The following is a 14,624-nucleotide window of genomic DNA, read 5'->3' as shown; positions in this document are numbered from 1 at the left end:
TTCCTAGTCGAGTTCGTTATCGAGATCGTTCGCGTTAGCCGGGCCGGCCTGTACAACCTGAGACTTGTTGTATTTTGGGCTGAGCTGGATATACAGCACGGCCATCACCACGCCGATGACGCCGAGCGCCACCAGGTTGAAGTTGGTGAAGGCGGCGGTCACGAAACCAAGGTAGAAGAACGGCATCAGGTAGCCGGCGCGCATCATGTTAATCACCATCGCGTAACCGACCACCACGATCATGCCACCGGCGATGTTCAGGCCGCTGGTGACCACTTCCGGGATCGAGTTGAGCAGGGCGTGTACCCCGGCGGTACCCACCGAGATGGCGACGATAACCGCCGGAATGGCGATTCGCATCGCCTGCAGCAGCAGGGCACCGACATGGATCCAGCTAATGGCGCGCAGGCTGCCGCGCTCCGCTGCGCTATCCGCCGCGTGCTGGAAGGCCACGGTGAGGGTACGCACGATGATGGTCAATACCTGGCCGGCCGCCGCCAGCGGAATGGCCAGGGCGATACCGGCGCCGACGCTTTGCCCGCCGGCGATGACCAGAATGGTCGAGATGATGGACGCCAGGGCAGCATCCGGCGCGACTGCCGCACCGATGTTCATCCAGCCCAGGGCGATCATTTCCAGCGTACCGCCGATAATGATGCCGGTTTTCATATCGCCGAGAATGAAGCCGATCAGGGTACAGGCGACCAGCGGACGGTGGAACTGAAACTCGTCGAGGACGGACCCCATCCCGGCGATACAGGCAACGATAAATATCAGCACAATCTGAAGAGTGGTGATCTCCATTGCACTTCTCCTATGACCAAAAAAGCTCTGAGTAAAATAATCAGCGGCTGGCGCCACTAATTGAGTTTGTTAATCAGGTCCATCATTTTTAGCCGGCTGTCGGACGAGACCTTACGCACCTCCAGCTCGATACCGCGATCGTTCAGTTTCTTAAACGCTTCGATATCTTTTTCATCGACGGAAACGGCGTTGTTCACCTGGGTCTTCCCCTGACGGAACGCCATGCCGCCGATATTGACGGATTTAATCTCCACGCCGCCTTCCACCAGGCGCCAGACGTCGGTCGGGTTGGTGAATAACAGCATCACGCGATCGTTGGCGTATTTCGGGTTGTTCCAGACGCGGATGGCCTTCGCCACGTCCACCACGTGCGCGGTGACGCCCGGCGGGGCAACCTGGGTCAGCAGGGTCTTGCGCACATGGTCGGCGGCGACTTCATCGCTGACGACGATAATGCGGCTGACGTTGGTCTCTTTGGTCCAGCGGGTCGCAACCTGGCCGTGGATTAAGCGGTCATCAATGCGCGCCAGGCCGATTTTCATGTGGTCGTTCGGCCCCAGCGGTGCCTGTGGGGCAGCGGCTTTGGCGACGGGTGCTGCGGGTTTTGCGGGTTCTTCCTGCGGTTTTTTCAGCGCTTTCACGCCTTCACGGCCGGTTTCCAACGCCAGCGCCACCAGTTCATCGAACGCGGGGTTGTCGTCCCGCGCCATGAAGGTTTCCACCAGCATCGGAATGTTGACCCCGGTGACGACCTCATAGTTTTCTTTATCGACCGCAATGCGGCTGGCGGCGTTGAACGGGCTGCCGCCCCAGGTATCCACCAGGAACAGCACGCCGCCGCTGGTATCCAACCCACTGATTTTTTCGTTGTACTTGACGATTAACGTTTCGGCATTCTCACCGGGAACGAAGTCTATAAAGGCGACGTTGTCCTGCTCGCCCAATAGCATCTCCGCCGTTTTCAGCAGTTGTTCCGCTGCAGCCCCGTGTGTGCCGATGATAATAGCTATTGCCACTCGCTACCTCCTCGTTGAACTCCAGGCGCGGTTTGTGTCGTTTCTCCGCGCCATCTTGGCAGTCACTTCCGCGGTTCAGATACATTATGGTAGAAAAAAAGAAACGCACGCCTAACATTTCTCACGCAGTTTCAAACGCCTGTGCGTGATGCTTCACGAACGCGAGATTTATTTTAGTGAGTGAAAAAATATTTTTTGTGACGCTGCTCCGTTATTGAATGCTCGGAGAAATCTTAGCTCTCGCAGACGATATGGCGTGGCGCCATGCTAAACCGCCGTTGAAAAAGCCGCTTTGTCCCCCAGAAAAATCCTGATACAGTAATTTCCTCTTTCATCACTAAGGAGTGAAGGGCCTCAGCCCTCCCTATGGACTGTCACCGAAGTTACTGTTTTTCCAGGTTTCACCCGCCACCTGCTGGCGTTGCATATGCTGTTCGGCCCTTCGGCCATCTCCCGGTAACCCCATCCCGTCACTTTGCTATTGTCGACTGCGCCCATGCAGCGGCGGCATCGTCACGTCTGAGCGGCGAGCGCTCATTCCCACTTTTCTCTGGAGTCTGATATGGAATTTTTAATGGACCCCTCTATTTGGGCGGGGTTGCTTACGCTGGTGGTGCTGGAAATCGTTCTGGGCATCGACAACCTGGTGTTCATCGCCATTTTGGCCGACAAACTGCCGCCGAAGCAGCGCGATAAGGCGCGCATCATCGGCCTGTCGCTGGCATTGCTGATGCGTTTGGGCCTGCTGTCGGTGATCTCCTGGATGGTAACTCTGACCACGCCGCTGTTCAGCGTCGGCGACTTCAGCTTCTCCGGCCGCGATTTGATCCTGCTGTTCGGTGGGGTGTTCCTGCTGTTCAAGGCCACCATGGAGCTGCACGAACGGCTGGAAGGGCAGACGCACCAGGACGGCGCCAACCGTGGTTATGCCAAGTTCTGGGCGGTGGTGGTGCAGATCGTGATCCTTGACGCCGTGTTTTCGCTCGATGCGGTGATTACCGCCGTGGGTATGGTGAACGATCTGCCGGTGATGATGGCGGCGGTGGTGATTGCGATGGCGGTGATGCTGCTGGCGTCGAAGCCGTTGACCAACTTCGTCAACGCGCACCCGACCATCGTGGTGCTGTGCCTGAGCTTCCTGTTGATGATTGGCCTGAGCCTGATCGCCGAAGGCTTCGGTTTGCACATTCCTAAAGGCTATCTGTATGCCGCTATCGGCTTCTCGATCCTGATTGAATTGTTCAACCAGATCGCGCGTCGCAACTTCATCAAGCATCAAGCGCGTCGCCCGATGCGCGAGCGCACCGCGGAAGCGATCATGCGCCTGATGGGGCAGCAGCGTACGCAGCAGACGGACGATGCGGTCGCCTTGCCGAGGGATGAAACCTTTGCAGCGGAAGAGCGTTATATGATCAGCGGCGTGTTGACGCTCGCCTCGCGTTCATTGCGCAGCGTGATGACGCCGCGCACCGACATTTCCTGGGTCGACTGCGAGCGCTCCCGCGAGGAGGTACGCGCACAGCTGCTGGATACGCCACACAGTCTGTTCCCGGTGTGTCGTGATTCGGTGGATGAGATCGTCGGCGTGGTACGCGCCAAGGATCTGCTGGTGGCGCTGGAGCAGGGTGAAGATATTGCCGAGTTCGCCGCCCGCACGCCGCCGATCGTGGTGCCGGAAACCATGGACGTCATCAAACTGCTGGCGGTGCTGCGCCGCGCCAAAGGGCGTCTGGTGGTGGTCACCAATGAATTTGGCGTCGTGCAGGGGCTGGTGACGCCGCTGGACGTGCTGGAAGCGATTGCCGGTGAATTCCCGGACGAGGACGAAACGCCGGACATCGTGGCGGAAGGCGACGGCTGGCTGGTGAAGGGCGGAACCGATCTGCACTCGCTGGAACAGGCGCTGGCCTGCGATGACCTGGTTAGCCCCACCGCCGACTACGCCACCCTGGCGGGGCTGCTGTTGGCCCACTACGGACAGATGCCGGTGGTGGGAGATGCCATTGAACTGAACCACCTGCGTTTCGATATCGTTGAGGTGTCCGAATACCGTATCGAACTGGTGCGCGTTACCCGCGTCGCCCTGGACGAGACGGCGCACGCGTAACCCTCCCGCCGGGGGCTCAGGCCTCCGGCGGATCTTCTTCCGCTTTCCTGACGCGCGATTCGTACTGTTGCAACCACAGCGGGAAAACATGAATCGGCATCGGCTTGGCGAAATAATACCCCTGCAGGGCATTGACCTCGCGTGAGCGCAGATAGTCGGCCTGTTCCTCCGTTTCCACCCCCTCTGCCACCAGTTTCAGCTTCAGGCGCTGCGCCAGCGTAATGATGGTGTCGGTCACCGTGGCGTTGACCGCGTCGGTGCCGATGGCGGCAGTAAACCCGCGATCGATCTTCAAGACGTCCGGGCTGAGGTTCTTCAGGTAGCTCAGCGAGCTGTGGCCGGTGCCGAAATCGTCAATGGCCAGCATGATCCCCATGTCTTTCAGCGTGCGAATCTGGTCATACTGGATGGCCGACAGCGCCGTGCGTTCAGTCAGCTCCAGCATCAATGAGGGCATCGGATGCGCCGGCAGCCAAATCTGGCGGATATCGTCGATGATGTTGAGCGTTTTAAAATGCTCGGCAGCGACGTTAATGCTGATATAGAAGGACGGTCGTGGCGGGAACAGCTGCAGATTTTCCGTCACGGTGTTCATCAGATAGCGAGTGAGCGGAATGATGAGGTCATGCTGCTCGGCCAACGGAATAAACACATCGGGCGAGATCCATCCTTGTCGCTTCTTTTTCCAACGCAGCAACATCTCGACGCCGGCACAGCGCCCGGTGTCACTGTGAATGATAGGCTGACAGTAGACGCGGAACTCCCGATGAGTGATGGCATGGCCTATGTGGTAAGACAGACTCATGCGGTTAGCGGTGAGCAGGTAGACCACATAGGCCGCCAGCAGGCTGATCAACAGCGCCAGCGGGATATGGCGCGGCAATGCGGAAAGCGCCAACATGCCGATCTGTGGGCCGAACAGTGAAATCGAGAACGGGTACAGCGCAGAGCCGGCGGTGTAGCGCAGATCGTTGGTCAGGGTGTCGCGGCTCAGGATTTCGCGGCGGCCATATTCCAGGCTGCTGTCGGCCACGTTCAGGACTACTCGCTGAACGTAAGGCTCTTGCGGCTCGAGTAAAAAGTTGGACAGCAGCTCGATATTGAACACGTGCAGCACGCCGCTGGTGTTATCGCGGGGGGAAGGCGTCCACATCACCAGCGTGGGCAGCCCTTTGCTCACTGCCAGCGAAGGGCGCAGCGCCAGCCTGGCGTTGCTGTTGACGAAGATCGGCAGCACGGCGCTCAGCTGGTAATGACGGGCGCCAAACAGGCTGGAGCAGTAAATAATGCCGTTTTTGACCAGCAGCATGGCGCGCAGCGCCTGATTTTGTGCGGCGCGAAAGCGCAGGGTCGATGCGACGTTCTCGCAGGGTTGTTCCAACATCTCCATACTGCGTTCAGCCTGCAGATGCGCGGGGGTTAACAGCTGGTTGATCTTGCCAACGGTGCGGGTAGCCAACGTCTGCTGGCTCTGCTCGATGCTTTTGACCTCTTGATAGTAACGGGTATACAGCGATACCAACAGAATAGCCGCGCCCACCGCTCCGGCCAGCAGCCAACGGTAGTAACGATATCGGGACGCGGCGAGGTGGGTCATCAACATCCGGTAAATCCTTGTTCGGTAATCCAGCTCCGAGTCACAGTCAGGCCATAGCTCCTTAAGTTGCGCTCGGCTAATTCTAGCCTGAGGTTATACAAGATTGATGGTAACTCAGTAAATTATTTCAGTTTGGTAAAACAGAAGGCCAATTTGCAGGCTAACCGCCGGATCGATGAGAAAAATGCAGGATATTTTCCGGTGACATTGTCACTAAAAAGGGGCAATAGATTGATTGCCCATAAAAAAACCCGCCGGGCGGCGGGGTTGTCTGTCAGTCGCATTGCACCTTGATCGCCAGGCCACCGCGTGACGTTTCTCGATACTTGGCGTTCATGTCTTTGCCGGTTTCGTACATGGTCTCGATCACCTTATCCAGCGAAACGCGCGGCTCGCTGGTGCGGCGCAGGGCCATACGGGCGGCGTTGATCGCTTTGACCGAGGCGATGGCGTTGCGCTCGATGCACGGCACCTGTACCTGGCCGGCGACCGGGTCGCAGGTCAGACCCAGGTTGTGTTCCATGCCGATCTCTGCCGCCACGCACACCTGTTCAGGGCTGCCGCCCAGCAGCTCGGCCAGACCGGCCGCCGCCATGGAGCAGGCCACGCCGACTTCACCCTGGCAGCCGACTTCGGCGCCGGAAATGGACGCGTTCATCTTGTACAACGCGCCGATGGCGCCCGCCGCCATAAAGTAACGGATGTAGATATCCGGGCTGACGGACTCGATGAAGTGATCGTAGTAAGCCAGCACCGCAGGCACGATGCCGCAGGCACCGTTGGTCGGCGCGGTGACCACGCGGCCGCCGGCGGCGTTTTCTTCGTTCACCGCCAGCGCGAACATGTTGACCCAATCGATCACGTTCATCGGATCGTTGGACAGTTTGTCCGACGCCACCAGCATGCGGCGCAGCGCGGAGGCACGGCGCGGTACGCGCAGCGGCCCAGGCAGCACGCCTTCGGTGTTCAGACCGCGATCGATACAGGCGCGCATGGTTTGCCAGACGTTACCGAAGTAGGTCTCGATCTCTTGCTTGCTGTGCAGCGCCAACTCGTTCTGCATCACCATGCCGGACAGCGACAGGCCGGTCTCGCGGCAGTGGTCGAGCATTTCGCGCGCGGAGTTGAATGGATAAGGCATTTGCAGCTCTTGTTCGCCGGCCTTGCCAAAGTTCTCCTCGTCGACGATGAAACCGCCGCCGATGGAGTAATAGGTCTTGCTGTACACTTCTTTATCGCCGGCGAAGGCGTGGATTTGCATGCCGTTCTCATGCAGCGGCAGGTTGTCGCTGCGGAAGACCATGCCGCCGTCGCGTGGGAAATCGACTTCATGCAGGCCGCTGGCCAGCATCAGGCGTTGACGTTGTTCTACATCGCGAATAAAACCCGGAATGCTATCGATATCGACGGTGTCCGGCATATTGCCGGCCAGGCCGAGAATGATAGCGATATCGGTATGGTGACCTTTACCGGTCAATGAGAGTGAGCCGTAAACGTCTACGGCAACACGCGTGATAGAAGGCATCAGGCCTTTATTTACCAGATCGTCGACAAACTGTTTGCCGGCTTTCATCGGTCCAACCGTATGAGAGCTGGACGGGCCGATGCCGATCTTAAACATGTCGAAAACGCTAATCACGCTAAAACTCCTTAAAGAGACGTATTGTTATGGCTGCAGCGGTTAAAAACCGCGCAGGGAACAGCGATATTGTAAAAGGGCCGTGCGGGTTCGGCTGCCTTTTTCGCATGAAATTAAATAATCCGTGGTGTCGCTTTTTTTACTGATTACCCGGGGCGAACCCTTAAGCGGGGTATCCGCTTTCGCCCAAGCTCCATTAGTGGTAATCGCGCCCGCTTTCCGTGCTGAACGCCGCCGGCTTAATCCCTGTTTCTACAGTGGTTTATCTCGGACGGTGGTATTTTACAGGTATTTCGTAAGGTTTAAGAGAGGGTTTACAGTTTTTTTAAAACCATTCAACCGGAACGGTAGTTGAAAAAGCGATCAAATGAAGTGATTTCGATCGCTTTACCTGCAGCGGACGCCGACGGCCATGCCAGATTGCGAGTCAGATCACGCAATGCGGCTTAAATACTGACCTGCTGCGCCAGGCGGCGAATAATGGCGGCGGTCAGCCCCCAGATAAACTGGCTGTGATACCAGGAGAGGTAAATGCGGTGCGTATGACCGGCGCGATGAATATCCAGCGGGTAGTAACGCGACAGGGTTAGCGCTTCCCGCAGGGGCATCTCGAACACGTCCGCCACTTCGCCCTCATTGGCGTGGAACTGCACATCCGGTGGGATCAGGCCGACGATGGGCGTGACCTGAAATCCGGTGCTGCTGTCGAGCGGCGCCATTTGGCCGATAACGGTCACCGCGTGCGGCGGTATCGCCACTTCTTCCTGCGCTTCTCGCAGCGCCGTGACGACCGCCGACCCGTCTTCGGCATCGGTTTTCCCGCCGGGGAAGGCCACCTGGCCGGCATGTTTGCGCAGCGAATCGGCACGGCGGGTCAATAGCAGGGTGGGCTCAGCACGGCAAACGATCGGGACCAGCACCGCCGCCGGGCGCACATTGTGCGAGATCTGCGCCGCCTGGGGCAGCTGCAGTTGAAAACGGCTGATAAAGGCGTGCAGTGAGGTCGGTGAATTCGATGGGATCACGACAGGGCACACTCCCCAAGCTGCGGCAGAATACGGCCAACCTTGTCGAAGGTTTCCTGGTATTCCGCCTGTTCCTGGCTGTCTGCCACAATACCGCCGCCTGCGGAGCAGTGGATGCGACCGTTTTCGGTGACGAGCGTGCGGATAGTGATGTTGGTGTCCATGGTGCCGCAGGCGCTCAGGTATCCGATGCTGCCGCAATAGGCGTTGCGGCGCTGCGGTTCCAGTTCTTCGATGATTTCCATCGCTCGCACCTTGGGAGCGCCGGTGATCGAACCGCCGGGGAAGCAGGCGCGCAGCAATTCGGCCGCCGAGGTCTGGTCCGGCAGGATCGCGGTAATGGTGCTCACCAGGTGATGCACGGCGGGGAACGGCTCCACGGCAAACAGTTCCGGCACCCGTACGCTGCCAGGCTGGGCGACGCGGCCGATATCGTTGCGCAGCAGATCGACGATCATCAGATTCTCAGCGCGATCCTTGGGGGAATCGGCCAACCGACGAGCCTGCACGGCGTCCTGTTCCGCGTCCGCCAGCCGCGGCAGCGTGCCTTTGATCGGGCGGGTTTGAATGCGCTGCTGCTCCAACCACAGGAAGCGCTCGGGAGAGACGCTCAGTACGCTGTTGTGCGGCAGGCGCAGGAAGGCAGAGAACGGCGCGCGGTTGCTGGCGCTCAATCGACAGAACGCCTGCCACTCATCTCCCTGATAGTCGGCGGAGAACCGCTGTGCCAGATTAATTTGGTAACAGTCGCCGCTGCGCAGGTAGCGCTGAATACGTTGGAACTTCTCGCCGTATTGCCGCCGGCTCATATTGGGGTACCAGTCGCTCAGCAGCGTGAAAGGGCGTTCTGCAGGCGCAGTTTGGCTATTGAGCCAGCGCCAGCGCTGCTCCACGTCGCCATAGCTGAGCAGCGTCAGGGTTTGCAGCTGGTGATCGGCGATCAATGCCCAGTCATAAATGCCCACCGCCATATCCGGCAACGTAAGGTCAGTGTCGGCCAACTGCGGCAGGGTTTCTACCCGGCGCCCGAGATCGTAGCCGAACAGTCCCAGAGCACCGCCCTGAAACGGCAGATCCGGGTTAAACGCCGGCTGCCAGCCTTGCGCCGTCAACTGTTGCTGCAGCAGGAAGAATGGATCTTCCTTCGACTGAGTAGTGACGCCGTCACTTTCGATTTTCGTGCTGGCACCCTGAGTGGTGAGCGTAACGCGCGGCTGCGCGACCAGAATATCGAAGCGGTTATGCGAGTGATCGGCAAAACCTGAATGCAGCAACATCGCCCAGGGCTGTGCTGAAAGCGGGGCGAAAAGCGTCAACAGGGCACTGCGGCTATAGGGCAAAGACTTTATGTTTGGGGCGGTTACGCTCATGAACGTCAAAAAACCTGGCTGTGAAGACGGCAATGTCTGGGCGTTAGTGTGCCATAGACGGCTACGGCATGCATGTTTTGCCATGCGAGACATGCAGCACAGTTCACATAAACGGCAGTTCAATAAACCAGAAATAAGGCATTTTTTGCGCCATTCATTATACTTCGGTATGTTAAAAATTTAACGTCGAATGCACGGTAAGTTTATTCATCGAGGGCGCAAGACCCGAGAGATATAAAAGAGATTCGTTAATTTCATCAATTTATTGTTACCCATGGTGATTAACCGGGTGATGCGGGAAAGTTTTGCCTGTGTTTTGTCACGCGGGTCACTCTGTGAAATTGATGCCGTGTATTGGGCACCGTTTTTCTTGCTGAAAGCATGAAAAGACAAACAAGATAAATCTTATTTAGTCCGCTGCGGAAATCTGAGTGCCTGAGGCTTATTTCTCCTCTCTGGCGCTGAATGGATTGATATTTTTTAAAAAAATAAAATTATTAATTTGTTACATTATCATTGAAGAGCTGCCTATGTCGTTAATGCTGAGCGTCATCGTCCCGATGCACAATGCAGGAGAATTATTAGAGCCTTTCCTGGCTTCGTTGCTGGCCCAACGCGAGCAACGCCTGGAAGTGATCATCGTGAACGATGGTTCTACCGACGGTTCAGGGGAGACTGCGCACCGTTACGCGGCGGCGCATCCGCATATTCGGGTCATCGATCAGGCCAACGCCGGCGTTTCTAACGCGCGCAATGCCGGGCTCGCCGTTGCCCGGGGCAAATACGTGGCGTTTCCCGATGCCGACGATCTGCTGGCGCCGGACATGTATTCCACGCTGCTGGAACAGGCGGAACAGCACCAATTAGACGTGATGCAATGCAATGGCGAACGCTATTTTGCCAGCGAAGACGAATTACAGCCGATTTTTCCCGAGGCACGTTTACAGACCACTGACGTTATCAGCGGCGTACAGTGGTTCGAACGTGCATTGAAATCGAGAAAATTTATCCACGTTGTATGGTTGGCGATATATCGCCTCGACTTTATCCGCCAGCATCGGCTTTATTTTGAGCCGGGGTTACATCATCAGGATATTCCCTGGACGACCGAGGTTATGTTTAATGCCCAACGGGTCAAATATTTAAGCACGCCGCTGTACCGTCAACGGGTACACGACAAGTCGATCAGTAATCGTCGTCGCACCGGAAAAGCAAACGTGGATTATCAACGCCATTATATGAAAATCGTCGAAATGCTGGAGCGGCTCAACCGGCGCTATGCAGGCAGCATTGCCATTCGTCCGGCTTTCCATTGGCAAATCACCCGTGAAGCGTTGGGCATTTGCCACAGCATTCGCCGTGAGCCGGATCCGGTCGCCCAGAATCAGATTACCGAAGAGTTCTATCAGCGCGGCATCGACAGAGCGATGTTTGCTAATGCGCGCGGCATGAAGCAGGGGTGGCATGTCATGCTGTGGCGGCATCGCCTGAAGCAGTGGCGCGGCGATAATGGCTGTTCGCAACCGGCCTGAGGCACAAGGCGTTGGGATCCGCCGCGTTAGCGCGTATACTCCTTCTCCCTTTTGCCGGAGAGAACGACACATGCATGCAGGTATGCCATTACTGAGTCACGCGGAGCAGCAGGAAGCGGCGGATCGCATCCATCAACTGATGGAGCAGGGCATGAGCAGCGGCGAAGCCATTGCTCGCGTTGCGCAGGAAATTCGTGAGAAGCATCAGGGCGCTCAGGTTGCGGTACTGTTCGATGAGGATGATGAAGACGAGCAGCATGATGCCGCACCGGAGGCGTCGCGGAATGACGATGCTGAAGAAGACGAAGACTATTGATGTTATCGGGGCCGCGTAAGCGGCCCCGTCAGTTTCAGCCGTTGACCGCCACGGCGGCGGCGGCTTGTTTCGCCTGCTCCACCGCCCGTTCCGTCGTGATCGCCGTCGCCAGCGCTACGCCCAGACGACGTTGCCCGGCGATCTCCGGTTTGCCGAACAGGCGCAGCTGGTTGTGCCCGCGCAGCGCATTTTCCAATCCGCTGAAACGCACATCGCTGCTGTTGAGCTGCGGCAGGATCACTGCCGAAGCGGAAGGGCCGAACTGGCGGATAGCGCCGATCGGCAACCCGAGAAACGCGCGAACGTGCAGAGCGAACTCAGACAGATCCTGTGAAATCAACGTGACCATGCCGGTATCGTGCGGGCGCGGTGACACCTCGCTGAAGATCACTTCGTCGCCACAGACGAACAGCTCCACGCCGAACAGCCCGAAACCGCCCAGGGCTTTCACCACTTTTTCTGCGATAGCCTGGGCCCGGCTCAGCGCCGTCGCCGACATCAGTTGCGGCTGCCAGGATTCGCGATAGTCCCCATCCTCCTGACGATGGCCGATCGGCTCGCAGAAATGCACGCCGTCCACGGCGCTGATGGTCAGCAACGTAATTTCAAAATCGAATCTTACCAGCCCTTCGACGATCACCCGGCCGCCGCCGGCGCGGCCGCCCTGTTGGGCGTAATCCCAGGCGCTTTGCAGTTGTTCAGGCGTGCGGATCAGGCTTTGCCCCTTGCCGGAAGAACTCATCACCGGTTTGACGATGCACGGGTAGCCGATGTGTTCGACCGCCTGCCGGAAAGTCGCCTCGCTGTCGGCAAAGCGGTAGCTGGAGGTGGGCAGGCCAAGCTCTTCCGCCGCCAGGCGGCGGATGCCTTCACGGTTCATCGTCAGGCGGGTGGCTTCGGCGCAGGGCACTACGCGGTGGCCCTGGCGTTCAAGCTCGACCAGCATAGCGGTGGCGATTGCTTCGATTTCGGGAACGATATAGTCCGGCCGCTCTTGTTCGATAACGGCTTTCAGCGCGTCACCGTCCAGCATATTGATGACGTGGCTGCGGTGCGCCACATGCATGGCGGGGGCGTCGGGATAGCGATCGACGGCGATCACTTCCAGACCAAGGCGCTGGCATTCAATGGCGACTTCTTTACCCAGCTCCCCGGAGCCGAGCAACATAACGCGGGTGGCGGAAGGGCGCAGGGCGGTTCCAATCGTTAACATAGTTTCGTACCTGGATCGGTGAAAGTAAGCGGATTGATGATCGGCGGGCAGTATATACGAAAACGATTGCGTGCACAGCCGCAGCGCCAAGTTTGTTGCTAACTGACTGTTTTCATAACAAGCAGAAATATTTGCCCTGTATGAGGGATTATGCGTTAATAACCGACGGCGAAAGAAGGCCTACTTATCACAAGGTTTTCGCGTCTCGTGCCGTCAAGGCAGGTTTATCAAGTAAAGGAAACACAAATGAGCAAGATCACTGGTCACGTTAAATGGTTCAACGAAAGCAAAGGTTTCGGCTTTATTACACCTGCCGATGGCTCTAAAGACGTTTTCGTTCATTTCTCCGCTATCGTTAACGATGGTTTCAAGACCCTGGCTGAAGGCCAGCAGGTTGAGTTCTCCATCCAGGACAGCCAACGTGGCCCAGCCGCAGCCAACGTCGTTGCTATTTAACGACTGAGCCGCGAAGAAACCCGCCGCCGGCGGGTTTTTTTATGCCCGCTGTCCGTAACGCCGCCCATCTCTGTTATCATTTAGCGCTGATTCGGCGCCAACCTGCGGGCGCGCCGCCATTCCATTCGTCATATAAGAGTTATCGCCGTGAGCACAGTTTCTTTTTCTTCCCTGCCTCTGCCAGCCGAACAGTTGGCCAACCTCAACGAACTGGGGTACGCCAAAATGACGCCGGTGCAGGCCGCTGCGTTGCCCGCCATTCTGCAAGGGCGAGACGTGCGCGCCAAGGCGAAAACCGGTAGCGGTAAAACGGCGGCGTTCGGCATTGGTTTGCTGAATAACATCGTCGTTGCTCAGGTTGCCACGCAGGCGCTGGTGCTCTGTCCCACCCGCGAGCTGGCCGATCAGGTGAGCAAAGAACTGCGCCGCCTGGCGCGCTTCACGCAAAACATCAAAATCCTGACGCTGTGCGGCGGCCAACCGATGGGTCCACAGCTCGATTCGCTGGTGCACGCACCGCATATCGTGGTAGGAACGCCGGGCCGCATTCAGGAGCACCTGCGCAAGAAAACGCTGCAGCTGGACGAGCTGAAGGTGCTGGTGCTGGATGAGGCCGACCGTATGCTGGATATGGGCTTCGCCGACGACATCGACGATGTGATCAGCTACACGCCGCCGCAGCGTCAGACGCTGCTGTTTTCCGCCACCTACCCGGCGGGTATCGAACGCATCAGCGAGCGCGTTCAGCGTCAGCCGCTGAGCGTCGAAGTGGACGATGACGAAGCGCAGACCGCCATCGAACAACGTTTCTATGAGACCACGCGCGATCAGCGCCCGGCGCTGCTGGTGTCGGCCATTCGTTATCATCAACCCGCGTCCTGCGTGGTGTTCTGCAATACCAAACGCGATTGCCAAACGGTGCTTGAGGCTCTGGAGGCCCGCGGCATCAGCGCACTGGCGCTGCATGGCGATCTGGAGCAACGCGACCGCGACCAGGTGTTGGTGCGTTTCGCCAATCGCAGTTGCCGGGTGTTGGTAGCGACCGACGTTGCCGCACGCGGGCTGGACATCAAAGAACTGGAGCTGGTGGTTAACTACGAGCTGGCGTTCGATCCTGAAGTGCATGTGCACCGTATCGGTCGTACCGGTCGCGCCGGCATGAGCGGGCTGGCGATCAGCCTGTGCACGCCGCAGGAAATGGCGCGGGCGCACGCGATTGAAGACTACCTGCAGATGACCATTGCCTGGGCGCCGGTGTCCGAGCTGAGCGGGGCCGCCAACGGTTCGCTGGAGGCGGAGATGGTGACGCTGTGCATCGATGGCGGCCGTAAGGCGAAGATCCGCCCCGGCGATATCCTTGGCGCGCTGACCGGCGATGCCGGGCTGACGGCGGCGGAAGTGGGCAAGATCGACATGTTCCCGGTACACGCCTACGTCGCGATCCGTAAAGCCAGCGCGCGCAAGGCGCTGCAGCAGCTGCAACAGGGCAAAATCAAAGGCAAGAGCTGCAAGGTGCGGCTGCTGAAATAAGCCGAAGGCGGGCGGCGGT

General features: G+C 58.2%; 12 protein-coding genes. 5 read left to right on the top strand and 7 right to left on the bottom strand.

Features of this window, described 5'->3' with window-relative positions:
* Positions 1-3: 3 nt before the first annotated feature.
* Both FUU19_RS14210 and manX read right to left on the bottom strand, forming a co-directional pair.
* The gene (locus FUU19_RS14210; protein ID WP_015378156.1) at positions 4-804 is read right to left on the bottom strand and encodes a PTS mannose/fructose/sorbose transporter subunit IIC; all 801 of its coding nucleotides are present in this window, start codon (positions 802-804) and stop codon (positions 4-6) included.
* Positions 805-860: 56 nt separating this feature from the next.
* Positions 861-1,820 (bottom strand): PTS mannose transporter subunit IIAB, encoded by a 960-nt coding sequence (manX, locus tag FUU19_RS14205; RefSeq protein ID WP_197833693.1) that lies wholly within the window; start codon positions 1,818-1,820, stop codon positions 861-863.
* Between the two features lie 562 nt (positions 1,821-2,382).
* Between manX and FUU19_RS14200 the strand changes: the two genes are divergently transcribed.
* Positions 2,383-3,927 carry a TerC family protein gene (locus tag FUU19_RS14200; RefSeq protein ID WP_197833694.1) on the top strand — a complete coding sequence of 515 codons (1,545 nt, stop codon included), beginning with the start codon at positions 2,383-2,385 and terminating at the stop codon, positions 3,925-3,927.
* A gap of 16 nt (positions 3,928-3,943) precedes the next feature.
* Here the strand turns inward: FUU19_RS14200 and FUU19_RS14195 are convergent, their stop codons facing one another.
* The 4 genes from FUU19_RS14195 to pabB all read right to left on the bottom strand — a co-directional run bounded on the left by FUU19_RS14195 (position 3,944) and on the right by pabB (position 9,558).
* Positions 3,944-5,530, bottom strand: a complete 1,587-nt coding sequence (locus FUU19_RS14195) for an EAL domain-containing protein (RefSeq protein WP_141968315.1) — start codon at positions 5,528-5,530, stop codon at positions 3,944-3,946.
* A gap of 268 nt (positions 5,531-5,798) precedes the next feature.
* Positions 5,799-7,163, bottom strand: coding sequence for an L-serine ammonia-lyase (gene sdaA / locus FUU19_RS14190; RefSeq protein ID WP_141968317.1), 1,365 nt, complete (start codon positions 7,161-7,163; stop codon positions 5,799-5,801).
* 446 nt (positions 7,164-7,609) lie between these two features.
* Complete coding sequence (locus FUU19_RS14185; protein WP_141959471.1) at positions 7,610-8,188, bottom strand: CoA pyrophosphatase; 579 nt, start codon at positions 8,186-8,188, stop codon at positions 7,610-7,612.
* A complete protein-coding gene (gene pabB, locus FUU19_RS14180; protein ID WP_230490884.1) occupies positions 8,185-9,558 on the bottom strand; it encodes an aminodeoxychorismate synthase component 1 in 1,374 nt (457 codons plus the stop codon). Before pabB ends, FUU19_RS14185 begins: the two co-directional genes overlap by 4 nt.
* A 530-nt stretch (positions 9,559-10,088) precedes the next feature.
* Between pabB and FUU19_RS14175 the strand changes: the two genes are divergently transcribed.
* Entirely contained in the window at positions 10,089-11,090 is a 1,002-nt protein-coding gene (locus tag FUU19_RS14175) for a glycosyltransferase (protein WP_230490944.1), read from the top strand.
* 70 nt (positions 11,091-11,160) lie between these two features.
* Entirely contained in the window at positions 11,161-11,406 is a 246-nt protein-coding gene (locus FUU19_RS14170) for a YoaH family protein (protein ID WP_185742284.1), read from the top strand.
* Between the two features lie 34 nt (positions 11,407-11,440).
* Here the strand turns inward: FUU19_RS14170 and purT are convergent, their stop codons facing one another.
* Positions 11,441-12,619 carry a formate-dependent phosphoribosylglycinamide formyltransferase gene (gene purT, locus FUU19_RS14165; protein ID WP_230490885.1) on the bottom strand — a complete coding sequence of 393 codons (1,179 nt, stop codon included), beginning with the start codon at positions 12,617-12,619 and terminating at the stop codon, positions 11,441-11,443.
* Between the two features lie 246 nt (positions 12,620-12,865).
* Here purT and cspE point away from each other — a divergent pair, with 246 nt between their 5' ends.
* Positions 12,866-13,075, top strand: coding sequence for a transcription antiterminator/RNA stability regulator CspE (gene cspE / locus FUU19_RS14160; RefSeq protein WP_141968330.1), 210 nt, complete (start codon positions 12,866-12,868; stop codon positions 13,073-13,075).
* 147 nt (positions 13,076-13,222) lie between these two features.
* The gene (dbpA, locus tag FUU19_RS14155) at positions 13,223-14,605 is read left to right on the top strand and encodes an ATP-dependent RNA helicase DbpA (RefSeq protein ID WP_230490886.1); all 1,383 of its coding nucleotides are present in this window, start codon (positions 13,223-13,225) and stop codon (positions 14,603-14,605) included.
* The last annotated feature ends 19 nt before the right edge of the window (positions 14,606-14,624 follow it).

The sequence above is a fragment of the Serratia montpellierensis genome, from assembly GCF_020858655.1.
Taxonomy (GTDB): Bacteria; Pseudomonadota; Gammaproteobacteria; order Enterobacterales; family Enterobacteriaceae; genus Serratia; species Serratia montpellierensis.
The sequence above is the reverse complement of the archived record's forward strand: the minus strand, read 5'-3'. Positions and strand labels throughout refer to the sequence as shown.